A 24,913-nucleotide genomic window follows, 5' to 3' on the forward strand; every position below is an offset into this window, starting at 1 on the left:
GCGAAAATCCCGGGTTTTTTCAGGGGTCTATGTGAATACGGATGCGGACGGCAAACTGGTCAGTGCCCTGGTGCGCGGCATTTCCATCCTGCGCTGCTTCGGCCACAAGCGTACCGAGCTCAGCGCGCGCGAGCTGATGGAGCTCACCGGCCTGCCCAAGCCGACGCTGTTTCGCCTGACCGACACCTTGTGCGAACTCGGGCTGCTGCGCTATTCGGAGCGCCTGTCCAAATACGTGCCGGGCCTGGGCTTGCTGCAGCTGTCCTCGCCGGTGCTCACGCGCATGGCGCTGCGCCAGTTCGCACGGCCCCTGATGCAGTCGCTGGCCGACCTGACTGAAGGCCAGGTGCAACTGGGCGTGGGCCACAAGCGCGAGCTGTGCCTGGTGGAGCTGGCCAACGGCATGGGCAACAGCGTCTACCGGCCCGAGATCGGCGTGCGCATGTCGCTGTCGCGCACCGCCACGGGCCGCGCCTACTTGCTGGGCATGGCGGACGACGCGCGCGAGGCCTACCTGCAGGACCTGCAGGCCAGCGACCCGCAGCGCGCCGCCTGGCTGGCGCAGCGCCTGGTCAACGCCCGCGAGGACATGGAGCGCCACGGCTTTTGCCGCAGCCACGGTGATCTGCACAGCGAGATCGAATCCATCGCCGTGCCCATGAGCCAGCCCCAGGACGGCGAGCTGTGGATCTTCGCGGTCTCGGTGCCGGTGTTCAGCCCGCTGTACGACAGGCTGGAGTCCGACCTGGGCCCGCGCCTGCGTACCCTGGTGCGCTCGGTCGAGGCCGTGGTGGGTGCGGGCGTGCCCTGAACACGCCCCTGAGGCGCTTCGCGCCTTCCCCCCGCTCTCGCATGGGGCGCACCAGTTTCATGCAATGAACAACTGAAACGACAAGGAGAATGCGATGAAAGTGCTAGACAGCGTGCGCGTGCTGGAGATCGGCGGCCTGGGGCCGGGGCCGTTTTGTGCCATGCACCTGGCCGACCTGGGCGCCGACGTGATTTCCGTGGTGCGCAAGGACCAGGGCGGCAGCCCGACCGGCAGCCTGCTCAACCGCGGCAAGCGCTCGGTGTTCGCCGACCTCAAGACCGAGGAGGGTCGCCGGCTGGTGCTGGCCTTGGTGCAGGACGCCGACGCACTCATCGAGGGCATGCGCCCCGGCGTCATGGAGCGCCTGGGCCTGGGGCCCGAGGAATGCTTGGCGCTCAACCCGCGCCTGGTCTACGGCCGCATGACCGGCTGGGGCCAGAGCGGGCCGCTGGCGCCGCGCGCCGGGCACGACGCCAACTACGCCGCCGTCAGCGGCGCGCTGTGGGGCAGCAGCCCGGCCGATGCGCGCCCCGTGTCGCCCTTTGCCGTGCTCGGCGACATCGCCGGCGGCGCCATGTACCTGATGACGGGGCTGCTGTCGGGCATCCTACAGGCGCGCGCTACGGGCAGCGGCACGGTGGTGGACGCGGCCATCGTGGACGGCGCGGCCCACATGCTCAACCTCAACCTGAGCGCGCGCCAGCGCGGCGTGGTGGCCGACGAACGCGGCCGCAGCATGTACGACAGCTCGCCCTTCTACGAAACCTACGTCTGCGCCGACGGCAAGCACGTCACCCTTGGCGCGATCGAGCCGCAGTTCTACGCCCTGCTGCTGGCCACGCTGGGCCTTGCGGGCGACCCGGACTTCGCCGGCGACCAGTGGGACAAGGCCGCCTGGCCCGCGCGCCGCGCCCGGCTGGCGGCCCTGTTCCTCACGCAGCCGCGCGCGCACTGGCAGGCCCTGCTGGAGCCCACCGACGTGTGCTTCGGCGCCGTGCTCAGCCCCGTGGAGGCGGCCGAGCACCCCCACATGCGGGCGCGTGGCGTATATCGCGAGCACCAGGGCGCCTTCCAGGCCGTGCCGGCGCCGCGCTTCGACGGGGCGCCTTACCTTTTGGGCGATATGTGCGCGCCCGGCGCGCATACCGAGCAAGTGCTGGCACAGCTGGCCGCACAGGGCGCCAAGGCGGTCTGGCGGCGGTAGGCGGTATCGCCGGGCGGCATCGGCTTCACGGTCTGATGCCATGGTCTTGCGCCGGGCCGGCTTGCCGCGCTTGGCCGGAACACCGGCGGCGAGGGCCCGGAGGCTATTCGGCCAGCAGCCGGAACTGCGGTAGCGCCATGTCGTCGGACACGCGTTCGAACGCCACTTCGACGCGCCGGCCTATGGCCATGTCGCCGGGCTGCGCATCCAGCACGTTGGCCATCAGGCGCGGGCCTTCGTCCAGTTCGATCATCGCCACCACATAGGGCAGGCGCGCCTTCATGAACGGGTTGGGCGCGCGGTGGTTCACGGTATAGGTGTAGACCTTGCCGGTTCCCGCCACGGGCCGCCACTGCAACGCCTCGGCTTCGCAATGGATGCAGAACGGCCGCGGATAGAACTGCCAGCGGCCGCAGGCGCCGCAGTGCTGCATGTGCAACTCGCCACGTGCGGCGGCCTGCCAGTAGGGGCGGGTGAGGTCGGTGGGCTGCGGCAGGGGGCGTGCAGGTGCTTCGCTCATGTCAGACTCCCAGAATCATCGTGGTGTTACAGGAAAAGACCAGGCCGGGCGCGTGGCACAGCGCCAGTTCCGCCTTGGGCAGCTGGCGCTCGCCGCATTCGCCGCGCAGCTGGCGCACGGCCTCGATGGCCACGAACATGCCGAACATCCCCGGGTGGCCATAAGACAGCCCGCCGCCCGAAGTGTTGACGGGCAGGCGCCCGCCCGGCGCCAGCGCGCCATCGGCCACGAAGGCGCCGCCCTCGCCGCGCTGGCAAAAGCCCAGCTCTTCGAGCGACTGGATGACGCCGATCGTGAAATGGTCGTAGATCTGCACCACGTCGATGTCGGCGCGCGTGACGCCGGCCATGCGCAAGGCGGCTTCGGCCGTGGAGGCCACCCCCGTGTCCAGCCAGTCGTCGGTGTTGAAGGGCGTGTAATGGTGCGCGTGGGTTTCGGCCGCGCCCAGCACGTAGACGGGTTTTTGCCGCAGGTCCCTGGCGCGCCCGGCAGACACCACGACCATGGCGCCGCCGCCGTCCGTCACCAGGCAGCAGTCGCGCTGGCGCAGCGGCTCGGCCACCAGGGGTGAGGCCATCACCTCATCGATGCTGGTGGGTTCGCGCCGGTAGGCCTTGGGGTTGAGCTGCGCCCAGCGCCGCGCGGCCACGGCCACCTCGGCCAGGTCCCTAGGCGTGGTGCCATAGCGGTGCATGTGCAGCTGGGCCACCATGGCGTAGTAGCCGATGGGGCTCAGGTGGCCATAGGGCAGGATGAACTGCCCTCGCGGCGTGTGCGGCAGGTCGGCCGCCACGGCCCCGCCCTTGCGCGAGCCATCGGACAGCTGCGTGCTGCCATAGGTGATGAGCGCCACCTCGCACATGCCGGCCGCGATGGCCGCCATGGCGCGCTGCACATGCAGCAGGTTGGACATGCCCCCGACGCTGGTCGAATCGACGAAGCGCGGCCGCAGGTTCAGGAATTCGGACACCTGCAGGCTGGAGAAGCGGTCGTCCGTGTGGGCGAACACGCCGTCCACGTCGGCCAGCTTCAGGCCCGCGTCGGCCAGCGCCAGCATGGCCGCCTGGGCTTGCAGCTCGAGCGCCGACTTGCCGGGCACCTTGCCCAGGTCGGATTCGGCCACGCCGACGATGGCCACGGATTTGGACAGCGATGGATTCATGCGCAATCTCTCTTTGAAAAGTTCACAGGCCGCGCGCGATCACTTCGCGCATGATTTCCGACGAGCCGCCATAGATGCGGTTGGGACGCACGTCCGCATACGCGCGGGCGATGGGGTACTCGCGCATGTAGCCATTGCCGCCGAAGAACTGCATCAGGTCATCGATGGCGCGCGTGGCCTCGCTGGCCCACAGCTTGGCCATGGCCGCGCCGTCGGCCGTGAGCTGGCCTTGCAGGTATTGCGCCAGGCAGCTGTCCACGAAAGCGCGCGTGGCGGCGGCATGCGTCTTGATGTCGGCCAGGCGGAAGCGGATGTACTGGTTGTCGATCAGCGCATGGCCGAAGGCCTGGCGCTGCTTCACGTAATCGATCGTCCAATCGAGCGCCACTTCGAGCGCCACCGCGCAGCGCAGCGCGATCAGCAGGCGCTCGCGGACCAGCCCGCTCATGGCGTAGCCGAAGCCCGCGTTCAGCTCGCCGATCAAGGCGTCGCGCGGCACGAACACCTTGTCGAAGAACAGCTCGGCCGTGTCCTGCGCGAGCTGGCCGATCTTGTCGAGCACGCGGCCCACGGCGAAGCCGGGGGTCTTCGTGTCCACCCAGAACAGGCTGATGCCGCGCGCGCCCGCTTCCGGGCTGGTCTTGGCGAAGACGATCACCCGGTCGGCATGCGCGCCGTTGGTGATGAAGGTCTTCTGGCCCGTGATCTCGAAACCGCCATCGACGGCCTTGGCCGTGGTGCGAATGGCTTTCAGGTCGCTGCCCGCGCCGGGCTCGGTCATGGCCAGCGAACCGACGACTTCGCCGCTGGCCATCTTGGGCAGGAACTCGCGCTTCTGCGCCTCGGAGCCGAATTCGAGCAGGTACGGAGCCACGTTCTCGGAGTGCGTGGTGAAACCCGTCACGCCCGTGGCCAGCGCGCGCGCGATTTCTTCCACCACGATGGCGCTGTAGAGGTAGTCGCCCCCGCCGCCGCCGTATGCGTCGGCAATGCTGGGGCACAGCAGCCCGGCCGCGCCCGCGTCGCGCCAGAGCTGGCGCGGCACCCGGCCTTCGCGTTCCCACTCGGCGTGGTGCGGCGTGATCTCGTTGGCGATGAAGCGCGCCACGCTGGCGCGGTACAGCGCGTGCTCGGCGCCGAACATGGGGCGCGGCGTTTCGGAAACGGAAGTCATGGGCATGGCTGCTCTCTCGTTGGATTCGTCATGGGGGTCCTCAATGCGCGATGCCCCGGCCGCCGTTCCAGTACCGTGCCTTCACCAGGCGCTTGAGCAGCTTGCCCGATTCGGCGCGCGGCAGGGTGTCCACGAAATCCACGCTGCGCGGGCATTTGAGGGTCGAAATGCGCTCGCGGCAGTACGCGATGAGCTCGGCCGCCAGCGCGGGGGATGCCTGGTGCGGTGGCTGCAGCTGCACCACGGCCTTCACGGCTTCGCCGAACTCGGCATCGGGCACGCCGACCACGGCCACGTCGAGCACAGCCGGGTGCTCGTGCAACACGTTCTCGGCCTCCTGCGGGTAGATGTTCACGCCGCCCGAGACGATGGTGTTGGCCAGGCGGTCGGTCAGGTAGAGATACCCCTCCTCGTCCACGTGGCCGATGTCGCCATAGGTGGCCCAGCCCCTGTCGTTGTAGGCTGAATGGGTCTTCGCGGGATCCTTGTGGTATTCGAAGCGCGGGCCGTCCGAGAAGTAGATGACGCCGTTCTCGCCCGGCGGCAGCTCGCGCCCGGCCTCGTCCACGATGTGTATCTGGCCGACTTCGGCGCGGCCCACGGAGCCGGGGTGCGCCAGCCATTCGTGCGAATCCAGCGAGGTGCGACCCACCAGCTCGGTGCCGCTGTAGAACTCGTACAGGATGGGGCCCCACCAGTCGATCATGGCGCGCTTGACCGTGGCCGGGCAGGGGGCAGCGGCGTGGACCGCATAGCGCAGGCTGCCCGGGTCGTATTGCGCCTTCACGTCGTCGGGCAGGCGCAGCATGCGGATGAACATCGTCGGCACGAACTGCGCATGCGTGACCTTGAACCGGTCGATCGCCTGCAATGCCAGCCCGGCGTCGAACTTTTCCATCATCACGCAGTGGCCGCCCGCGCGCATCACGGCCATGTTCCAGCGCACGGGGGCCGTGTGATAGAAGGGTGCGGTCGAGAGGTAGACGGAGCTGGCGTCGAAGTCCTTCCAGTGCGTGCGGGGGTCGCTCTTGCTGGCGAAGTGCTTGCCGGCATCGGCCAGCGCGCGCTTGATGCCCTTGGGCAGGCCCGTGGTGCCCGAGGAGTAGCAGAAGTCCATGCCCTCGGGCGTCTCGGGCAAGGCCACGTCGTCGGCGTATGCGGCGATCAGCGCTTCATATTCATCGAAGCCATCGGCCTGCCCATCCAGCATCACGCGCCTGACGGGCAGGCCGCGCAACACCTGCGCATCCAGCTCGCCCGCGGTCCGGGCCGAGCAGAACAGCCACTTGGCGTCGCAGTCGCGCACGATGTGGCCCATCTCCTCGGTCTTCAGGTGGCGGCTGATGGGCGTGTAGTACAGCCCGATGCGGTGCGCGGCCCAGAGGATCTCGAAATAGCGCAGGTGGTTCTCCAGCATCAGCGCGATGCCGTCGCCCGCGCGCAGGCCGGCCTGCATCATGGCAGCGGACAGCTTGCGCGAGCGCAGCTCCAGTTCGCGCCAGCTCACCGCATGGCCCGAGGGCACCATGCGGTAGGCGATGCCCTCGGGGCGCTCGCGCGCCCATTGCTCAAGCGGTGACATGGGCTTGTCCTCGTGCGGTGCCGGCGCTGGCCAGGGGCTTGCGGATGTCGGCCACGCCGTGGCTCAGCACCATGCGGCCGCGCTCCCTGGCCCAGACCGAGAAACGTGCCTGGCGCGCATCGCCATCGCGCTCGAACCACAGGCGCGCCTGCAGGGTGTCGCCCGGGAACACGGGCGCCGAAAAGCGCGCCGCAATGCTGGCCAGGCGTGCGGGGTCGTTGCCGCAGGCCATGCGCACCAGGGCGCGTGCGGCCATGCCGAAGGTGCACAGGCCGTGCAGGATGGGCCGGTCGAACCCTGCCGCCCTGGCCGCGCCGAGCTGCGCATGGATGGGGTTGCGGTCGCCGTTGAGGCGGTACAGCAACGCGGCGCCGGGCAGCGTAGCCATATCCATCGTGGCATCCGGCTCGCGCTCGGGCACCGCCGGCAGGGCCTGCGGTGCGCAGTCGCCGGGCTGGGCGGGCGAGGAAAATCCGCCGTCGGCGCGGCAGAAGGACACGTGCTCCACCGTGGCCAATAGCTGGCCCGTGGCGGCGTTGCTGGCGCGGCGCTCGGTCACGACGAGGGCGCCCTTACCGGCCCCCTTGTCCACCACGCGGCTGATGCGCGTCTGGCTCAGCACCTCGCCTTTGGGCGGCGGCGCCGCATGAAAGCGCATGCGGTGCTCGCCGTGCAGGATCTGCATCCAGTCGATGCCCGTGCCGGGGTCGCTCGCCCAGGCGCCGGGCGCGCCCACGCAGGCCAGCCACGTGGGCATGACGGACATGTTCTCGCCTTCCAGCACGTAGCGCAGGTTGGCTTCGTCGAGCGGATCGGCGCCCATGCCCAGGCTCAAGGCGTAGCGGATGCAGTCATCCACGCCATAGCGGTCGCGCTGGTCGGCGATCTGCCACTGGCGCAGGGTGTCGTAGTCGATGGCCATGGATGTGCTCCCCCCGATCAGACGGGGTCCCAGTTGAACACTTCGGGCGAGCGCTCCAGCGGCGTGAATGCGCGCCGCAGCGCGGGCATGGCGCGGTCGGCCAGCGACTGCGCGTCCCAGCCCTCGCCGCTGTGCACCGACGCCACCGGGCGCGGCTGGCTCATGACCATGACCTCGTTGCCGCGCACCGCGAAGATCTGCCCGCTGATGTCCCGGGCCGCGTTGCCGAGCAGGAACGCCGCGACCTGCGCCACCTGTTCGGGCTTCATCGACTGCATGCGCTCCAGGCGCTTCTTCTCGGCCTCGGTCTCGCTGGGCAGGGTGCCGATCAGGCGGCTCCACGCGAAGGGCGCGATGCAGTTGGAGCGCACGTGAAAGCGCGCCATGTCCAGCGCGATCGACTTGGACAGCGCGGCGATCCCCAGCTTGGCGGCGGCGTAGTTGGCCTGGCCGAAATTGCCGACCAGGCCCGAGGTGGACGTCATGTGCACGTAGGCGCCGTTTTCCTGGTCCTTGAAATACGGCGCCGCGGCGCGGCTGACGTAATAGCTGCCGTTGAGGTGCACGTCGATCACGGCCTGCCATTCCTCGCGGTTCATCTTATGAAAGATGCGGTCGCGCAGGATGCCGGCGTTGTTCACCACGCCGTCGATACGGCCGAAGCGCGTGATCGCCGTCTGGATGATGGCGTTGGCTCCCTCGGGCGTGGCCACGCTGTCGGTGTTGGCCACTGCCACGCCGCCCGCGGCCGTGATTTCGTCGACCACTTTTTGCGCGGGCCCGGCATCGCTGCCCTCGCCGCTGCCGCTGGCCCCCAGGTCGTTGACCACCACGCTGGCGCCCTGGCCCGCCAGCAGCAGGGCGGTGGCCCGGCCGATGCCATTGCCAGCCCCCGTGACCACGACCACCTTCCCGTCCATGGGGCGTGCTTGTGCATTCATCTTCGGTCCTCCTGTGCGCTGCGGTTCAGGGCTTGATGTTGCCGGCGCGGATCACCTCGGCCCAGCGCGTGGTTTCATTGCGCACGAATTGGGCGAACTCCTCGGTGCTGCCGCCCGTGGCCGAGCCGCCTTGCTGCGCTATGGTTTTCTGCACCTGGGGGTCGGACAGCGCCTTGTTGAGCGCGGCGTTCAAGGCCTGCACCGTGGCCGCCGGCGTCTTGGACGACACGAACAGGCCCAGCCATACCGACACGTCGAAATCCTTGTAGCCCAGCTCCATCAGCGTGGGAACGTCGGGCAGCTCCGCGCTGCGCTCGCGCGTCGTCACCGCGATGGCGCGCAGCTTGCCCGAGCGCACCAGGGGCAGGGCGGTGATCAGGTTGTCCACCATGTAGTCCACCTGCCCTCCGACCAGGTCGGTGAGTGCCGGCGATGCGCCGCGGTACACCACCTCGACCGCCTTGATGCCCGCGCGCTGGTTCAGCATCGCGCCCGCGAGGTGCCCGGACGAACCGCTGGTGGACACCGCCATCGATACGCCGTTGGGGCTGTTCTGCGCGTAGGCCTTGAGCTCCGCGATGCTCTTCACCGGCAGCTTGGGGTTGACCACGACCACGTCGGGCATGGTCAGCACGCGGATCACCCCGGTCATGTCGGCGGCCGTGTAGGGCAGCTTGTCCTGCAGCGTGTAGTTGGCGGCATTGGGCCCCAGGCTGCCCATCACCAGGGTGTGCCCGTCGGGCTCGGCGCGCAGCATGGTCTGGATGCCGATGGTGCCGCCGGCGCCTGGGTGGTTGTCGACGATGACCGGCTGGCCGACGATGTCGGTGAGCGCCTTGGCCACCAGCCGGCTGGTCTGGTCCAGGATGCCCCCGGGTGAACTGGGCGCCACGATGTGCATGGGCTTGGAGGCCTTGAAAACCTCACCCTGGCTGTGCGCGGACAGCGGCAGGGCCAGCGACACGGCTGCAATCACCGGCGCGCCCATCTGAAAAATCCTGCTCCACATGATTTGTCTCCTTGTTTGTTGAACTACGGCTTGATTTGTCCGCTAAGCGGATTTATAAAATCGCTTAACGGTCATTACAGGCCGAAAGAATTAGCATGTCAACCATAAAATCCCCGTTTTTCGGAGCCTGAGGGGTTCGTATCCCGTGAACCCCCTCTCTCAGACCGCGGCAGGCGGGCCACGCCCGCGCTGCCCCACCCTCCCTTGAGGAAGAGAAAGAAACACCACCATGGCCACTCCAGACAGCGAGGGTTTCGTCCGCTCATTCGCGCGCGGCCTGCGCGTGATCGAAGCGATGGGGCGCACCGGCGCGCACACGGTCAGCTCGGTCGCGCAGGACACGGAGCTGCCGCGCACCGTGGCGCGGCGCATCCTGCTCACGCTGTGCGAGCTGGGCTACGCCTGCCCGACGCCGGACAAGGGCTTCCGGCTCACGCCCAAGGTGCTCAGCCTGGGCTTGACCTACCTGACGTCGCAGCCCTTCTGGGGGCACGCGCAGCGCGTGCTGGAGACGGTGTGCCTGCAGTTGCGCGAGTCCTGCGCGGTCGCGGTCATGCAGGGCAACGAGGTGGTGTTCGTGCTGCGCATTCCATCGGCCAAGGTGATGTCGCCGCACCTGGGAATGGGCAGCCGCCTGCCGGCCTATGCCACGGCGCCCGGCCGCGTCCTGCTCGCCTACCAGGGGGCCGGTTACCAGGACCAGTATTTCAGCCAGACCCCGTTGTGTCCGCTCACCGGACAGACGCAGACGGACCCTGCCGAATTGCGCCACGAGCTGGCGCGCATCGCCCAGCAAGGCCACGCCTGGGTCGAGGGGGAATATGACGCGCATGTCAGCGGGCTGTCGCTGCCCATCTACGATGAGCGCCGCAAGGTGGTGGCGGCCTTGGGCGCGAGTCTGCTGACGTCCGATTTCGACCGCGCGCGCGCGGAGCGTGAGATATTGCCGCCCCTGCGGGCCGCGGCCGAACAGCTGTCCGGCCTGGCGCCGAGCTTCCTGGCGCCGGTGCTGTGACCTGCTTGCGCGCCGGCGGTCAGCGCCGCAGCAGCGGCGACGCCGGCAGCATCCTGAACGCCAGCGAGGCCAGCGCCAGCCAGCCGGCGATGGCCAGCAGCACGGCGAGGTAGGGCTCGATGCCCCGGCCAGCGGCCCAGGCGGCCACGGCGCCGGTGGCCGACTGCATGAGCGCCACGCCCAGGAACATGGACATGGTGTAGAGGGACAGGGCGCGCCCCGTGAGTTCGGGCGGGTAGGAGGCGCGCACGTCGGTGTACTGCAGCACGCTGAAGCCCCACAGCAGGCCCAGCAGGATCATCAGCGCCACGGTGGCGCCGGCCTGCTGCAGCAGGGCCATGGCGGCGAACATGGCGGCCATGAGCAGCGAGGCGTTGGCGACCCAGGCGCGGCGGCGCAGCGGGCCCGGGTCCATGCGGCCGAACGCGCCGGGGGCGAACAGCGAGATCAGCGACAGCACCAGCGCCACGTTGCCGCTGTCCACGAGCGAGAAGCCGAAGCGGTCCATCAGCAGCGGCCCCAGCCACAGGCCGCGCAGCGACAGGAAGGCCGCGTAGCACGACATGCCCAGCGCCAGGATGCCCCAGGTGTGGGGCAGGGTGAGGAGCTCGGCGAGGCCCCGCAGGGAATCGCCCCAGCTCTCCTGGGCGTGGGGCGCCCTGCCGGGCAGGGAGGGCTCGTGCACCAGCGCGAAGATGAGCAGCCAGGACAGGGCGCTCAGCACCGCCAGGATGCCGAAGCCCGTGCGCCATCCCCAGTGCTGCACCACCCAGGCGAGCGGCGTGCCGGTGAGCATCAGGCCCAGGCCGCCCATGCCCAGGCTCAGGCCCGAGAAGAAGGCGAAGCGCTCGCTCGGGAAATGCCGGGCGATGAACACCGTGCAGGCCAGGAAGGCCGGCGAGCAGCCTATGCCGATCAGCAGCTGCCCCGCCATGAGCCAGCCGTGGCTGGGCGCCAGCGCCGACAGCGCGGCGCCGGCGATGGACAGCGGGGCGGACGCGAGCACCGTGCGGCGCAGGCCGTAGCGGTCCATGGTGATGCCCATGAGCAGCTGCGCCACGCCGAACGACAGGCCGAACAGGCCGGCGAATGCGCCCAGCGATTGCGCCGACAGGCCGAAATCGGCCTGCAGGCCCTGGGCCACGATGGCGGTGATGGTGCGGTAGGACTGGCTCAGCGCGAAGCCCGACAGCAGGGCCAGCAGCATGACCCACAGCGGTTGCGCACGGGAGTGGGTGGAGGTCGAAGCGGGAACGGTCACGGGAAATTGTGGCACGCGCCGGCCGGGGCTGGCGGGCGCGTGCGGACGTGCGGATTCAGGCGCTGCGCCGCTGCGCGTGCGCGTGGCGCTCCAGGGTCTGCCGCGCCTGCGCCAGCACGGGCGCGTCCACCATGCGGCCGTCGAGCACGCAGACGCCGCCGCCGGCCTCTTGCATGGCTTGCTGCACGCGGCGCGCATGGGCCACGGCGGCCTCGCCGGGGTCGAAGGCGGCGTGCAGCACCGGCACCTGCGCCGGGTGGATGCACAGTTTGCCGCCGAAGCCCATGCGCCGCGCGCGCTCGGCGTCGCTGGCCATGCGCTCGGGGTTTCGCGTGTCCACGGTCACGCCGTCCAGCGGCGCGGCCATTCCGGCGCGGCGCGCGGCCAGGACCACGGCCATGCGCATGGGCAGCAGCTCGGCTTCGTCCGGGCCGCAGGCCATGCCGGCGTCCACCTGGAAGTCCAGATGGCCGAAGGCCAGCCGCGCCACCTGGGGCGCCGCCGCCAGCACGTCCACGGCGTACAGCCCGGCCACGGACTCCACGAGCGGCAGCAGCGCGGCTTGCGGCCCCGCGGCGCGGGCCACGGCCTGCAGGGTCTGCGCGCTCTCGGCCTTGGGCACCACGGCGCCGGCCAGGCCCTGCGCCATGAGCTGCTGGAGGGCCTGCAGGTCGGTGGCGAACCAGGGCGTGCCCTCGGCATTGATGCGCACCAGCAGGCGCGCGCGCCGCGCGCCATCGAGCGCGGCCACGGCCCCGGCCAGGGCGCTGCGCGCGCGCTCCTTGTCGGCCGGCGTCACGGCGTCCTCCCAGTCGGCGATCACCATGTCGGCGCCGCTGGCCAGGGCCTTGGGCAGCCGATCGGGCTGGGTGGCGGGTACGAACAGGAAGGAGCAGGCGTTGCGCACGAGGTCGGTCATGGCGGGGAGGCGGTCAGGCGTATGGGGACGGGTCAGTCGGCGCTCACGCCGGCGGCCTTGATGACCTTGTCCCAGCGTGCGACCTCGGCCTCCAGGTGCTTGCGCAGGCCCTCGGGCGTGGCCTTGTCGGGCGAGACGAGGTCGGAGCTCAGCTCGGCGATGCGCTTCTTCACGTTCTCGTCCTTGATCGCCACGTTGAGCGCCTTGGTGAGCTGCTCGATCACCTCCTTAGGCGTGCCTTTGGGCGCGTACATGCCGTGCCACACCTTCACGTCGAAGCCCTTGAGGCCCTGCTCGTCGAGCGTGGGGAGGTTGGGCATGGACGACAGGCGCTTGGGCGTGGTCACGCCGAACACCTTGGCGCGCTTGCCGTCCTGGATCACGGGGGCGGTCTGCGTGGTCTGGTCGCACAGCAGGTCCACCTGGCCGCCCATAAGGTCGTTCATGGCCGGGCCCGCGCCCTTGTAGGGCACGGTGGTGAGCTTCACGCCGACCTGGTGCATGAACAGCATGCCGCACAGCTGCGAGACGGCGCCGATGCCGGCGTTGGCGAGCGTCACCTTGTCCTGGTTCTTCTTCACGTAGTCCAGCAGCTCGGGGAAGGTGTTGACGGGGAAGTCCTTGCGCGAGAGCAGGGTCATGGGCACGTCCAGCACCTGGCCGATGTACTCGAAGTCCTTGAGCGGGTCGTAGGGCAGCTTCTTGTACAGCGCGGGCGCCGTGGCCATGCCCATGTGGTGGATCAGGATGGTGTAGCCGTCGTTCTTCGCCTTGGCCACGCGGGCTGGCGCGATGGTGCCGCCCGCGCCCACGGTGTTCTCCACCACCACCGTCTGCCCGAGCGAATGGCCCATGGGCACGGCCAGCAGGCGCGCCACCACGTCGGTGGGGCCGCCGGCGCTGTAGGGCACGACCAGGGTGACGGGCTTGTCGGGCCAGGCGGCCTGCGCCGCGCCGGCCAGGCCCAGGGCCAGCAGTGCGCAGGCGCCTGCAACGGCGCGGCGGGTGGTGAGGGTGAAAGACTTCATGCTTGTGTCTCCAGGGTCATGGGCGCGGATGCGACTTCTTGGTTGGAAATGGAAAACCGGCGGTGCCGTATTGTCACGCGCCGGCGGCCAGCAGATCACCCACCCGCGGCCACTGCGCCACCTGCCACAGGGACGCGACGGCGCTCGTGGCCTGGGCCGTGCCGACGGCGCCGCCATAGGCGGCCAGGCGCAGCGCCTTGGCGGTGATCTCCTCGCGCGAGAGGGTGTTGCCGGGGTCGCCCTTGGGCTCGTCCACGCGGCCATGCAGCCGGCGGCCGTCCGTGGTCTGCACGGTGACCTTGCCGATCCAGCGCTGCGGGTAGGCGGCGTCGACCTCGGCGTCCAGCTCCATGCGCACCTTCTCGCGCAAGGCGACAGTGTCCGGCGCCAGGAACTGCGCGTCGAATTCGGTCAAACCCGCATGGCCAAAATGCGCGGCCAATGCCAGCACCGTGCCCATGGAGAACTTGCTCTGGTGCACCGTGGTGGGCGAGACCACCGGCCCCAGCACGTCGATGGCGCCCTGGTGCACGTGGCAGGTCACCTGGGCGATGTCGGCGGGCTTGAGGCCGTGCTCGCGCATGACCTGCTGCAGCGCGTCGGCGGCCGGGTGCGTGTGGCGGCACGAGGCATGCCACTTGAAGCTGGTCTCGGCCGTGGCCCAGCGCCCCACGCCGCCGTTCGGCAGGCCGTCGGTCAGCCTCGCGGGATTGGCGTCGCTGGACATGCCGGCGGCCATGCCCTGCGCGCCGGTGAAGATGTCCTGCGCGCCGGTGAAGCCGTCCCTGGCCAGGTAGGCCGCCATCAGGCCGGCCGCCGCGGCGTGGGCCGTGTGCAGCTGCTTGCTGTCGGCAGCGGTGCGCAGGAATTCCCACAGCCCCGCCGACTGCGTGCCGGCAGAGCCGAAGGCGTGCTGCATCTGCGCGGGCGTGAGCTGCAGCAGGCGCCCCACGGCGGCAGCGGCGGCCAGCGTGCCGGCCGTGGCCGTGGTGTGGAAGACCTTGTAGTGGCTGCGGCCCAGGAACTCGCCCACGCGTATGCCCACTTCGTAGCCCGCCACGCAGGCTGCCATGAGCTCGGCGCCGCTGGCGCCGATGGCCTGCGCCACGGCCAGCGCGGGCGGGAACACCACGGCCGCCGGGTGGAACACCGAGCCGTTGTGCACGTCGTCCTGCTCGGCGAAGTGGCTGGCCGCGGCGTTGGCCAGTGCGGCCATCATGGGCGAGCTGCTCGCGCCTTGCGCGATGACCTCGCTGGGGCCGCTGGCCGGGCCCTGCGACATCGCGAAGCGCGCGATGCTGGCCACCGGCCGCGCCTTGCAGCCGGCGAGCACGGAGCCGAACCAGTCCACCCACAGGTCGACGGCGCGGTCCTGCACGGGCGCGGGCACGTCGCTCCACTGCAGCTGGGCGGCGAATTGGGCCAGGGGGTGGATGCTCACTTGGATTTCTTGCTTCATTGGTGTCTCCAGGGCTTGTGGGGCAAGCGTAGATAGCTATGATTTTTGATTCAGGTGGCCTGTGGCGCCTGCAGTGCGTCGATCTGCCCGTCCGTCCAGCCCAGCGCGGCCAGGATGGCGGCGGTGTGCTGGCCCACGGCGGGCACCGCATCCATGCGGTACTCGAAGGCGCTGTTCACGCCCGGCGGCAGCAGGGCCGGCACCTCGCCCGCGGGCGTGCCCACGCTGCGCCAGCGCTGGCGCGCCTTGAGCTGCGGGTGCGCCCACAGGCCGGCCATGTCGTTGACGCGGGCGTTGGCTATTGCCGCCGCATCCAGGCGCTCCACGACCTGTGCCGCCGTGAGTGCGGCGAAGACTTCCAGGATCAGCGCCTGCAGCTCACTGCGGTGCTGGTTGCGCTGGGCGTTGGAACAGAAGCGCGCGTCGGTGGCCACCTCGGGGCGCTGCAGCACGGCGTCGCAGAAGGTCTTCCACTCGCGCTCGTTTTGCAGGCCCAGCATCACCGTGGCGCCGTCGCCGGCCGTGAACGGCCCGTAGGGGTAGATGCTGGCGTGGCTGGCGCCGGTGCGCGGCGGCGGCGGTGCGCCGTCAAAGGCGTAGTACATCGGGTAGCCCATCCACTCGCCCATGGCTTCGAGCATGGACACGTCGATGTGGCTGCCCTCGCCCGTCCTGGCGCGCAGCAGCAGGGCCGACAGGATGTTGCTGTAGGCGTACATGCCGGCGGCGATGTCGGCCACCGAGATGCCGGACTTGGAGGGCGTCTCGGGCGTGCCGGTGACGGAGAGGAACCCCGCCTCGCTCTGGATCAGCAGGTCGTAGGCCTTCTTGTCGCGGTACGGGCCGTCGGCGCCGTAGCCGCTGATGTCGCACACGATCAGGCGCGGGTTGTGCTCCTTCAACGCCTCATACGACAGGCCCATGCGCGCGGCGGCGCCGGGCGCCAGGTTCTGCACCAGCACGTCTGCGGTCTTCAGGAGCTGCATCAGCGCGGCCTTGGCCTGGGGCTGCTTGACGTCCAGCGCCAGGCTCTCCTTGCTGCGGTTGATCCAGGTGAAGTGCGACGACTGGCCGCGCACGCGCTGGTCGTAGCCGCGCGCGAAGTCGCCGCTGCCGGGGCGCTCCACCTTGATGACGCGCGCGCCCAGGTCGGCCAGCTGGCGCGTGCAGAACGGGGCGGCGACGGCGTGTTCGAGCGAGACGACGGTGATGCCGTCGAGGGGGCGGGGCATGGCGGTCACCTCAGAACGAGCGCGGCAGCTTGAGGATGTGCTCGGCCACGAAGGAGTAGATGAGGTTCGTGGAGATCGGCGCCACCTGGTACAGCCGCGTCTCGCGGAATTTGCGCTCCACGTCGTATTCGCAGGCGAAGCCGAAGCCGCCGTGGAACTGCAGGCAGGCGTTGGCGGCCTCCCAGCTCGCCTTGGCCGCGAGGTACTTGGCCATGTTGGCCTGCGCGCCCATGGGCTCGTGCCGGTCGAACAGCTCGCAGGCCTTCCAGCGCATGAGGTTCGCGGCCTCGACCTCGATGAAGGCGTCGGCGATGGGGAACTGCACGCCCTGGTTCTGACCGATGGGGCGGCCGAACACCTGGCGGTCCTTCACGTAGCTGGTCACGCGGTCCAGAAACCAGTAGCCGTCGCCGATGCACTCGGCGGCGATCAGCGTGCGCTCGGCGTTCAGGCCGTCCAGGATGTACTTGAAGCCCTTGCCTTCCTCGCCGATCAGGTTCTCCTCGGGGATCTCCAGGTCCTCGAAGAACAGCTCGTTGGTCTCGTGGTTCACCATGTTGGGGATGGGGCGCACCGTCAGGCCCTTCTTCTGCGCCTCGGCCAGATCCACCATGAAGATGGACATGCCCTCGCTCTTTTTCGTCACTTCGGCCAGCGGCGTGGTGCGCGCCAGCAGGATCATCCAGTCGCTGTGCTGCACGCGGCTAATCCAGACCTTCTGGCCGTTGACCACGTAGCGGCCGTCCTTCTTCACGGCGCTGGTCTTGATCTTGGTGGTGTCGGTGCCGGTGGTGGGCTCGGTCACGCCCATGGACTGCAGGCGCCATTCGCCGCTGGCGATCTTGGGCAGGTATTTCTCCTTCTGCGCCTGGCTGCCGTGGCGCAGCAGCGTGCCCATGTTGTACATCTGGCCGTGGCAGGCGCCGGAGTTGCCGCCGCAGCGGTTGATCTCCTCCATGATCACGCTGGCCTCGGTCAGGCCCAGGCCCGAGCCGCCGTACTCCTGCGGGATCAGCGCCGCCATCCAGCCGGCCTTCGTCAGCGCATCGACGAACTCGGCCGGGTAGGCGCGCTGCTCGTCCACCTTGCGGAAGTATTCGTCGGGGAACTCGGCGCACAGGGCGCGGATGGCGTCGCGGATCTCGTGGTGGTTGTTGGAGCTGGTCTGTTCGATCATGGTGGTCTTTGAGTAAAAATCGGCCTCCAGCGCCCGTCCATCAAGCGCCGTAAGCTCTTTGTTTGATAGCGTGTCAGGCCAGGGTGGCCATGCCCTGCATGGTCAGGAAGCCCTCGTGGTCCTGGGCCCACAGCTCCACGGTCCTGCCGTCGGCGGACGGCTTGCCGTGCACGCTGAACGGGTGCAGGTCGAAGGTAGGGCGCACGGCGCGGAAGTCGAAGGCCGCCACCTGCGCGCCGGGCATCTCGCGGCGCAGCAGGTCCAGCAGCAGCGTGGCGATCAGCGGGCCGTGCACGATGAGGCCCGGGTAGCCCTCGACCTCGGTCACGTACTTGCGGTCGTAGTGGATGCGGTGGCCGTTGAAGGTGAGCGCCGAGTAGCGGAACAGCAGCACGTCGTCCGGCACGATGGCGCGCGACCAGGCCTGCTGGCCGGCCAGCGGCGGGGTCTGCGGCGGCGGCGCGGGGTCGCCCGGCCGGGCCGCGGAGCGGTAGACGATGTCGTGCTCCTCAGTCAGCGCCAAGCCGCGCTCGTTGTGGTATTGGTGCTCCACCAGCACGAACAGCAGCTCGCCCGTGCGGCCGGCCTTGTGCTTGACGGAGCGTATCGTCGAGCGGCGCTGCACCTGCTGACCCACGCACAGCGGGTTGGTCGGCTCCCAGGCGAGGCGCCCGCCAGCCCACATGCGCCGCGGCAGCGGCACGGGCGGCAAAAAGCCGCCGCGCTTCGGGTGGCCGTCGGGCCCGATCTCGCTGGCGCGCGCATGCGGCAGGAAGTACATCCAGTGCCACAGCGGGGGCAGCGGCGTGCCCGAGGCGGGCGCCGGGTCGTCGCGGTCCAGCGTGGCCGAGAGCGCCTGCACGGGCACGGCCGCGATGCTGTCGCTCAGGGTCTCGGTCCTGCCCTGCCAGGTCTGCAGGTGAGCGAGCAGGGCGGTGTCTATGGTGGTGTCCGTCATGGCCGCCATCGTGGGGGCTGGTGTGCGCGCGCGCAATCCACGTTTGTGAAAGCGTGCCTTCTGTGGCCATGAAGTCCCCGCCGGGCTGCTTTCATGCAGCCAAAGCCCGGCCTTTCGATTGCGAAATGGCGCTGCCGTGCCTTTGCGTTCATGCTTGGGCGCTTATCGACAACGCAAACCAAGGACGACGGACATGGCGCAGAAGATGGTGCAGGACAAGGTAGTGGTGGTCACGGGTGCCGGCGGCGGCATAGGGCGCGACATGGCGCTGGCCCTGGCGGCAGCGGGTGCCAAGGTGGTGGTCAACGACATCGGCACCTCCACCACGGGCGAGGGCCAGGACGCCGGCCCCGCGCAGAAGGTGGTCGAGGAGATCCGCGCCGCAGGCGGCCAGGCCGTGGCCAACATGGACAGCGTGGCCGAGGCCGCAGCGGCCGGCCGCATCGTGCAGTGCGCGCTGGACCACTTCGGCCGCATCGACGGCGTGGTCAACAACGCCGGCATCCTGCGCGACCGCTTCTTCCACAAGATGAGCCTGGACGAGTGGGACGCCGTGGTCAAGGTGCACCTGTACGGCAGCTACTACATGGCGCGCGCGGCCGCCAACCACTTCAAGGAGCAGGAGAGCGGCGCCTTCGTGCACATGACCTCCACCTCGGGCCTGATCGGCAACTTCGGCCAGGCCAACTACAGCGCGGCCAAGCTGGGGCTGGTGGCGCTGTCCAAGTCCATCGCGCTGGACATGCAGAAGTTCAACGTGCGCTCCAACTGCATCGCGCCGTTCGCCTGGAGCCGCATGATCGGTTCCATCCCCACCGACACGCCCGAGCAGCAGGCGCGCGTGGCCAAGATCCAGCAGATGACGCCCAACAAGATCGCGCCGCTGGCCGTGTACCTGCTGTCGGACGCCGCCAAGGACGTGAACGCCCAGGTGTTCGCCGTGCGCAACAACGAGATCTTCCTCATGAGCCAGCCGCGCCCCGTGCGCTCGGTGCACCGCAGCGAGGGCTGGACGCCCGAGTTCATCGCCGAGCACGGCATGCCGGCGCTCAAGAGCAGCTTCGTGCCCATGGAGCGCTCGGGCGACGTGTTCAGCTGGGACCCGGTGTAAGCCATGGCGATCGACTACCGCCACCTGAAGAACCGGGCGTTCGAGCCCGTGCACCAGCACTACACCGAGCGCGACACCATGCTCTACGCGCTCAGCCTCGGGCTGGGCAACGACCCGCTCGACGCGGCGGCCCTGCCCTTCGTCTACGAGGGCATGTCCGGCGGCCTGCGCGCCCTGCCCACGCTGGCCGTGGTGCTGGGCTACCCGGGCTTCTGGGCGCGCGAGCCGGACACGGGCATCGACTGGGTCAAGCTCCTGCATGGCGAGCAGCGCGTGCGCTGGCACCGGCCGCTGCCGGCCGACTGCGAGGTGATCGGCAAGAGCCGCATCACCCACCTGATCGACAAGGGCGAGGGCAAGGGCGCCATCCTGGTGACCGAGCGGCTGCTGGAGACCCGGGCCGGCGCACTGCTGGCCACGCTGCAGCAGGTGACCTTCCTGCGTGGCGACGGCGGCTACAGCCAGCACGGCGGCGGCCAGCCCAGCGATGAGCCGCTGCCCGCGCTGCAGCCCACGCCCCAGGACCGCGCGCCCGACTTCACCGACACCCAGGCCATACGCCCCGAGGCGGCGCTGCTGTACCGCCTGATGGGCGACTACAACCCGCTGCACGCCGAACCCGAGGTGGCGCGCAAGGCCGGCTTCGAGCGCCCTATCCTGCACGGCCTGGCCAGCTACGGCCTGGTGGCCCGGGCGGTGCTGCGCCAGTGCGCGGGCGGCGACCCGGCACTTCTCAAGGCGCTGGACATCCGCTTCGCCTCGCCCGTCTACCCCGGCGAGACCCTGGTGACCGAGATCTGGCGTGTGCCCGGCCAGCCGGGGAAGATCCAGCTGCGCGCGCGCGTTGCCGAGCGCGACAAGGTGGTGCTGAGCCACGGCTACGCCGAACTGGCCTGAAGCATCGAAAAAGTGAGCTGCAAGCGCTTGCTGCACGCGCATTGCAGCCACTTTTTACATTAATACTCCGAGGAGCCCCCCCATGAGCGCATCCCCCGTGTTGACCTCCGTGCAGGACGGCGTAGGCACCATCACCCTGAACCGCCCCGAGGCGCGCAACGCGCTCAATCAGGCCATGCGCCCGGCCCTGGCCGCCGCCATCGCGCAGATGCGCGACGACAAGGAGGTCTACGCCGTCATCCTCACCGGCGCGGGCGGCGCGTTCTGCTCGGGCGGCGACATCTCGGCCATGCTCGACACCAGCCGCACGGGCCTGACCTTCCGCGCCGGCATGCGCGAGCTGCACCAGTGGTTCCCCGAGCTCGTGAACCTGGAAAAGCCCGTGATCGCCGCCGTGGACGGTCCGGCCTTCGGCGCGGGCCTGAGCCTGGCGCTGTCCGCCGACTTCGTGCTGGCCACGCGCCGCGCCAGGTTCTGCGCCGTGTTCGGCCGCATTGGGCTGATCCCCGACCTGGGCGCCCTGCACCTGCTGCCGCGCATCGTGGGCATGCAAAAGGCCAAGGAGCTGGTCTTCACCGCGCGCACCGTGGAGGTGGAGGAGGCGCGGCAGCTCGGCATGGTCTACGACGTCGTCGAGGACGGCGCCGCGCTGCACGCGGCGGCGCTGGCGCTGGCGCGGCGCTTCGGCGAGGCATCGACGGCCGCCATCGGCATGGCCAAGACCATCATGAACCAGTCCTTCGAGAGCAGCGCGCGCACCATCGCCGAACTGGAGTCCTACGGCCAGGCCATGTGCCGCGGCTCGGCCTACCATCAGGAGGCGGTGCAGCGCTTCAAGGACAAGCAGCCCCTGCGCTTCGACTGGGATAAAAAATGAATCCTCCCTGTGTCGCCTTCGGCGTCATCCCCCAAGGGGGCCGACGCCAGTGGCCGGGCAAAGCCTGCTCCACGGCGTCCGCCGGCGCACCGGTTTCATGGTTCACTGGTGGCGCTCGGCGCCATGGAAAACTGATATGAGCGCATTAGCCGATCGGCTGCGGCAGCTCATCCGCCCCGGCGACACGCTCTGGTGGGGCCAGACCACGGCCGAGCCGCTCACGCTCACGCGCGCCGTGACCGCGCACCGCCATGCGCTGGCCCAGGGCGCAAGGCTGCGCGTGTTCGTGGGCATCGCCGCGTCGGACACGCTCGCGCCCGAGCAGGCCGACGCGATCGACTTCTTCGGCTACGCCGCGGGCGGCGCGCACCGCAGGCTGGCCGACGCGGGCGTGCTCGACATCCTGCCCTGCCACTACTCGCACCTGCCGGGCCTGATCCGCGCGGGCGTGCTGCCTGTCGACGTGGTGCTGCTGCAGGTCTCGCCGCCCGACGAGCAAGGCCGCTACAGCCTGGGGCTGGCGCAGGAATACCTGCCCGCGGCGCTGGAGAAGGCGCGCGTGGTGATCGCCGAGGTCAACCCCGGCATCCCCTGGACGCACGGCGGCGTGCACCTGCGGACCGGCGACTTCGCACTGTGCATCGACGCCGAGCACCCGCCGCTGGAGCAAAGCCGCAGCGCGCCCGGCCCGGCGGAGCAGGCCATCGCGCGCCACATCGCCGCGCTGGTCGAGGACGGCGCCACGCTGCAGCTGGGCGTGGGCAACCTGCCCGAGGCCGTGCTCGCCGCGCTGCACGGCCACCGCGACCTGGGCCTGCACAGCGGCGCGGTGGGCGACGGCATCGCCCGGCTCGCCGAGGCCGGCGTGCTGACCAACGCGAAGAAGAGCGTGGACGCCGGCGTGGGCGTGGGCGGCATCCTCATGGGCAGCGAATGCCTGCGCCGCTGGGCGCACCGCAACCAGCAGCTCGCCCTGCGCGGCACCGAGTACACGCACGACCCCGAGGTGCTGGCCGCCAGCCACAAGCTGGCCGCCATCAACGCCGCCATCGAGGTGGACCTCACGGGCCAGATCAACGCCGAAGTGGCCGCGGGCTGCTACGTGGGCGCCGTGGGCGGCGCGGTGGACTTCCTGCGCGGCGCGGCGCGCAGCAAGGGCGGCCTGCCCATCGTGGCGCTGCCGGCCACGGCCAAGGGCGCCAGCCGCATCGTGGCCCGGCTGTCTGGCCCCGTGAGCACGCCGCGCAGCGACGCGGGCCTGATCGTCACCGAGCATGGCGTGGCCGACCTGCGCGGCCAGCCGCTGTCGCGCCGCGTGCGCCGGCTGATTGACATCGCCGCGCCCGAACACCGCGAGGACCTGGAGCGCCAGGCCTACGAGACGCTGCGCCGCTGTGGCGCCGCGTTCAATCAAAAGTAATAGCTGTAAGCGCTTGCCGGATAAGCGCTATAGGCCATTTTTATTCAAACTCCAAGGAGAAGCATCATGCGCAGAGCCGCCATCGTCACCCCCGTCCGCACCCCCGTCGGCACCTTCGGAGGCAGCCTGCGGCCCGTGCCCGTCGAGGAGCTGGCCGCCACCACCGTGCGCGCCGTGGTCCAGAAGAGCGGCATAGACCCCGCACGCATCGACGACGTGGTCATGGCCCAGTCGTACGCCAACAGCGAGGTGCCCTGCGTGGGCCGCTGGGCCGCGCTGCAGGCCGGCCTGCCCGTGGAGGTGCCGGGCATGCAGCTCGACCGGCGCTGCGGCGGCGGCCTGCAGGCCATCGTCACGGCCTCGATGATGGTGCAGAGCGGCGCCGCCGACGTCGTGATCGCCGGCGGCGTGGAGAGCATGAGCAACATCGAGTACTACAGCACCGACATGCGCTGGGGGGCGCGCTCGGGCAACGTGCGCTTCTACGACCGGCTGGACCGCGGGCGCGAGCGCTCGCAGCCCGTGGAGCGCTTCGGCAAGATCTCCGGGATGATCGAGACCGCCGAGAACCTGGCGCGCGACTACTCCATCACGCGCGATGAGGCCGACGCCTACGCCCTGCGCAGCCACCAGCGCGCGGCGGCGGCCTGGGCCGCGGGGCGTTTCGCCGACGAGGTCGTCCCCGTGCAGGTGCCCCAGCGCAAGGGCGATCCGGTCACGTTCGCCAGGGACGAAGGCTTCCGCGCCGACGTGACGACCGAGAGCCTGGCCAAGCTGCGCGTGCTCATGCCGAACGGCACCGTGACGGCCGGCAACGCCAGCCAGCAGAACGATGCCAGCGCCGCCTGCCTGATCGTGGCCGAGGACAAGCTGGCCGAGCTGGGCCTGACACCCATGGCCACGCTGGTCGGCTGGGCCGCGGCGGGCTGTGAGCCCTCGCACATGGGCATAGGCCCGGTGCCGGCCGTCAAGAAGCTGCTGGCGCGCCTGAGCCTGAAGATCGACGACATGGACCTCGTGGAGCTCAACGAAGCCTTCGCCTGCCAGGTGCTGGCCGTGCTCAAGGGCTGGGGCTGGCAGGACCAGGGCGCCATCGAGCACAAGCTCAACGTGAACGGCTCGGGCATCTCGCTGGGCCACCCCATCGGCGCCACCGGCGTGCGCATCCTGGCCACGCTGCTGCACGAGCTGCAGCGCCGCAAGGGCCGCTACGGCCTGGAGACCATGTGCATCGGCGGCGGGCAGGGCATCGCGGCGGTGTTCGAGCGCGTGTGACCTGATGCGCCCGGTCATGGCGCATCGTGCAGGTCCCAGTGCGGCGCCATTGCGCGCACGGACGTGGTGAGCAGGTCGATGAACGCCACGGTGGCCGCCGATGGCTGGCGGTTGGATGCCCGCACGACGTATAGCGCATTGCCGATGCCCATGACCTCGTAGCGCTGCAGCACGCGCACCAGGTCGCCGCGCTTGAGCGCTTCGCACACGGCGTAGCTGGGCAGCAGGGCGATGCCCAGGCCCTGCGACGCCGCGTTGAACAGGAACTGGTAGTCGCCCGACTGGATGGATGCGCCGTGCTGCACCAGCACCTTGCCCGCGCCGCCCGGGCCGGTGAACTCCACCCTCTGTCCCAGCGCCAGGGGCGCGATCAGCCGGGCCTGCTTCAGGTCCACGGGCTGCTCCAGGTGCAGCGCATGCTGTTGCAGGTACTGCGGCGTGCAGACCAGGCACCAGCGGATGTCGCACACCTTGGTCGCGACATGGTCGACCAGGGGGGCCGAGGTGATGTGGATCGCCAGATCGACCTTGGACGCCACCAGATCGTGGATCTGGTCGTTGATGACCAGGCGCAGCTGGAGCTCCGGGTGGTTCTTGCAGAACTCCAGGATCAGGGGCTTGAGATAGAAGTGCCCCAGCCCGGTGGGGATGCGCACCCGTATTTCGCCGCTGACGGTGCGGTGCATCTGTTCGATCTTGCGCTGCGCGTCCTGCAGCTCGTTCATGGCCTGCTGGCAGTGCCCGTAAAGAATGCGCCCGGCCTGCGTCAGCTCCACATGTCTCGTCGTGCGGCGCAGCAGCTGCGCGCCGTATTCCCGCTCCAGCGCCTTGAGGCGGCGCGAGACATTGGAACGCGTCATGCCCGATCGCCTCGCGGCGTCGGTGAGATTCCTGGACTCCGCGATCGCGATGAACATGCGCACCAGATTCAGATCCATGCAGCCTCCCCGGGCCATTCG

23 protein-coding genes are annotated in these 24,913 nt (G+C 69.8%); 8 read left to right on the plus strand and 15 right to left on the minus strand.

The features are described 5' to 3' along the window. Nucleotides 1–31: 31 nt before the first annotated feature. Nucleotides 32–811 (plus strand): IclR family transcriptional regulator, encoded by a 780-nt coding sequence (locus ALIDE2_RS00680; protein ID WP_013517070.1) that lies wholly within the window; start codon nucleotides 32–34, stop codon nucleotides 809–811. A gap of 94 nt (nucleotides 812–905) precedes the next feature. After that, the gene (locus ALIDE2_RS00685) at nucleotides 906–2,015 is read left to right on the plus strand and encodes a CaiB/BaiF CoA transferase family protein (RefSeq protein WP_013721177.1); all 1,110 of its coding nucleotides are present in this window, start codon (nucleotides 906–908) and stop codon (nucleotides 2,013–2,015) included. Nucleotides 2,016–2,118: 103 nt separating this feature from the next. Here the strand turns inward: ALIDE2_RS00685 and ALIDE2_RS00690 are convergent, their stop codons facing one another. The 7 genes from ALIDE2_RS00690 to ALIDE2_RS00720 are packed head-to-tail and all read right to left on the minus strand — an operon-like array spanning nucleotide 2,119 to nucleotide 9,325. Then, entirely contained in the window at nucleotides 2,119–2,535 is a 417-nt protein-coding gene (locus ALIDE2_RS00690) for a Zn-ribbon domain-containing OB-fold protein (RefSeq protein ID WP_013721178.1), read from the minus strand. Between the two features lies 1 nt (nucleotide 2,536). Further along, nucleotides 2,537–3,697, minus strand: a complete 1,161-nt coding sequence (locus ALIDE2_RS00695; protein WP_013721179.1) for an acetyl-CoA acetyltransferase — start codon at nucleotides 3,695–3,697, stop codon at nucleotides 2,537–2,539. 22 nt (nucleotides 3,698–3,719) lie between these two features. Next, a complete protein-coding gene (locus ALIDE2_RS00700; RefSeq protein ID WP_013517075.1) occupies nucleotides 3,720–4,877 on the minus strand; it encodes an acyl-CoA dehydrogenase family protein in 1,158 nt (385 codons plus the stop codon). A 34-nt stretch (nucleotides 4,878–4,911) separates the two neighbouring features. Continuing rightward, complete coding sequence (locus tag ALIDE2_RS00705; RefSeq protein WP_013721180.1) at nucleotides 4,912–6,453, minus strand: AMP-binding protein; 1,542 nt, start codon at nucleotides 6,451–6,453, stop codon at nucleotides 4,912–4,914. Further along, on the minus strand, nucleotides 6,440–7,375 hold the full coding sequence (locus tag ALIDE2_RS00710; protein WP_013721181.1) for a MaoC/PaaZ C-terminal domain-containing protein: 936 nt from the start codon (nucleotides 7,373–7,375) through the stop codon (nucleotides 6,440–6,442). Before ALIDE2_RS00710 ends, ALIDE2_RS00705 begins: the two co-directional genes overlap by 14 nt. A gap of 17 nt (nucleotides 7,376–7,392) precedes the next feature. Further along, nucleotides 7,393–8,316: an SDR family oxidoreductase gene (locus tag ALIDE2_RS00715; RefSeq protein ID WP_013517078.1), complete on the minus strand. Its 924-nt coding sequence runs from the start codon at nucleotides 8,314–8,316 to the stop codon at nucleotides 7,393–7,395. A 25-nt stretch (nucleotides 8,317–8,341) separates the two neighbouring features. Continuing rightward, complete coding sequence (locus ALIDE2_RS00720; RefSeq protein WP_013517079.1) at nucleotides 8,342–9,325, minus strand: Bug family tripartite tricarboxylate transporter substrate binding protein; 984 nt, start codon at nucleotides 9,323–9,325, stop codon at nucleotides 8,342–8,344. A 229-nt stretch (nucleotides 9,326–9,554) separates the two neighbouring features. Here ALIDE2_RS00720 and ALIDE2_RS00725 point away from each other — a divergent pair, with 229 nt between their 5' ends. Then, a complete protein-coding gene (locus tag ALIDE2_RS00725) occupies nucleotides 9,555–10,340 on the plus strand; it encodes an IclR family transcriptional regulator domain-containing protein (RefSeq protein WP_013721182.1) in 786 nt (261 codons plus the stop codon). Between the two features lie 19 nt (nucleotides 10,341–10,359). Here the strand turns inward: ALIDE2_RS00725 and ALIDE2_RS00730 are convergent, their stop codons facing one another. The 7 genes from ALIDE2_RS00730 to ALIDE2_RS00760 form a co-directional block, all read right to left on the minus strand. Next, nucleotides 10,360–11,547 carry an MFS transporter gene (locus ALIDE2_RS00730; RefSeq protein ID WP_238530171.1) on the minus strand — a complete coding sequence of 396 codons (1,188 nt, stop codon included), beginning with the start codon at nucleotides 11,545–11,547 and terminating at the stop codon, nucleotides 10,360–10,362. 109 nt (nucleotides 11,548–11,656) lie between these two features. Then, nucleotides 11,657–12,520, minus strand: coding sequence for an HpcH/HpaI aldolase/citrate lyase family protein (locus tag ALIDE2_RS00735; RefSeq protein WP_013721183.1), 864 nt, complete (start codon nucleotides 12,518–12,520; stop codon nucleotides 11,657–11,659). A gap of 32 nt (nucleotides 12,521–12,552) precedes the next feature. After that, nucleotides 12,553–13,548 carry a tripartite tricarboxylate transporter substrate binding protein BugD gene (locus tag ALIDE2_RS00740; RefSeq protein ID WP_013721184.1) on the minus strand — a complete coding sequence of 332 codons (996 nt, stop codon included), beginning with the start codon at nucleotides 13,546–13,548 and terminating at the stop codon, nucleotides 12,553–12,555. A 73-nt stretch (nucleotides 13,549–13,621) separates the two neighbouring features. Then, the gene (locus ALIDE2_RS00745) at nucleotides 13,622–15,007 is read right to left on the minus strand and encodes an MmgE/PrpD family protein (RefSeq protein ID WP_013721185.1); all 1,386 of its coding nucleotides are present in this window, start codon (nucleotides 15,005–15,007) and stop codon (nucleotides 13,622–13,624) included. 50 nt (nucleotides 15,008–15,057) lie between these two features. Continuing rightward, on the minus strand, nucleotides 15,058–16,239 hold the full coding sequence (locus ALIDE2_RS00750) for a CaiB/BaiF CoA transferase family protein (RefSeq protein ID WP_013721186.1): 1,182 nt from the start codon (nucleotides 16,237–16,239) through the stop codon (nucleotides 15,058–15,060). Between the two features lie 10 nt (nucleotides 16,240–16,249). Next, on the minus strand, nucleotides 16,250–17,416 hold the full coding sequence (locus ALIDE2_RS00755) for an acyl-CoA dehydrogenase family protein (RefSeq protein ID WP_013517085.1): 1,167 nt from the start codon (nucleotides 17,414–17,416) through the stop codon (nucleotides 16,250–16,252). A gap of 73 nt (nucleotides 17,417–17,489) precedes the next feature. Further along, on the minus strand, nucleotides 17,490–18,383 hold the full coding sequence (locus tag ALIDE2_RS00760) for an HTD2 family dehydratase (RefSeq protein WP_041700548.1): 894 nt from the start codon (nucleotides 18,381–18,383) through the stop codon (nucleotides 17,490–17,492). Nucleotides 18,384–18,567: 184 nt separating this feature from the next. Between ALIDE2_RS00760 and ALIDE2_RS00765 the strand changes: the two genes are divergently transcribed. The 5 genes from ALIDE2_RS00765 (at nucleotide 18,568) to ALIDE2_RS00785 (ending at nucleotide 23,954) form a co-directional block, all read left to right on the plus strand. Continuing rightward, complete coding sequence (locus ALIDE2_RS00765; RefSeq protein WP_013517087.1) at nucleotides 18,568–19,485, plus strand: SDR family NAD(P)-dependent oxidoreductase; 918 nt, start codon at nucleotides 18,568–18,570, stop codon at nucleotides 19,483–19,485. A 3-nt stretch (nucleotides 19,486–19,488) separates the two neighbouring features. Next, entirely contained in the window at nucleotides 19,489–20,382 is an 894-nt protein-coding gene (locus tag ALIDE2_RS00770; protein ID WP_013517088.1) for a MaoC/PaaZ C-terminal domain-containing protein, read from the plus strand. Nucleotides 20,383–20,464: 82 nt separating this feature from the next. Next, complete coding sequence (locus ALIDE2_RS00775; RefSeq protein WP_013517089.1) at nucleotides 20,465–21,259, plus strand: enoyl-CoA hydratase/isomerase family protein; 795 nt, start codon at nucleotides 20,465–20,467, stop codon at nucleotides 21,257–21,259. A 136-nt stretch (nucleotides 21,260–21,395) separates the two neighbouring features. Beyond that, the gene (locus tag ALIDE2_RS00780) at nucleotides 21,396–22,679 is read left to right on the plus strand and encodes an acetyl-CoA hydrolase/transferase family protein (RefSeq protein WP_013517090.1); all 1,284 of its coding nucleotides are present in this window, start codon (nucleotides 21,396–21,398) and stop codon (nucleotides 22,677–22,679) included. Between the two features lie 66 nt (nucleotides 22,680–22,745). Further along, on the plus strand, nucleotides 22,746–23,954 hold the full coding sequence (locus ALIDE2_RS00785) for an acetyl-CoA C-acetyltransferase (RefSeq protein ID WP_013517091.1): 1,209 nt from the start codon (nucleotides 22,746–22,748) through the stop codon (nucleotides 23,952–23,954). A gap of 14 nt (nucleotides 23,955–23,968) precedes the next feature. Here ALIDE2_RS00785 and ALIDE2_RS00790 read toward each other — a convergent pair whose 3' ends face one another. After that, nucleotides 23,969–24,892 (minus strand): LysR family transcriptional regulator, encoded by a 924-nt coding sequence (locus tag ALIDE2_RS00790; protein ID WP_013517092.1) that lies wholly within the window; start codon nucleotides 24,890–24,892, stop codon nucleotides 23,969–23,971. Between the last annotated feature and the right edge of the window lie 21 nt (nucleotides 24,893–24,913).

The organism is Alicycliphilus denitrificans K601 (assembly GCF_000204645.1).
GTDB classification, from domain to species: domain Bacteria; phylum Pseudomonadota; class Gammaproteobacteria; order Burkholderiales; family Burkholderiaceae_C; genus Alicycliphilus; species Alicycliphilus denitrificans.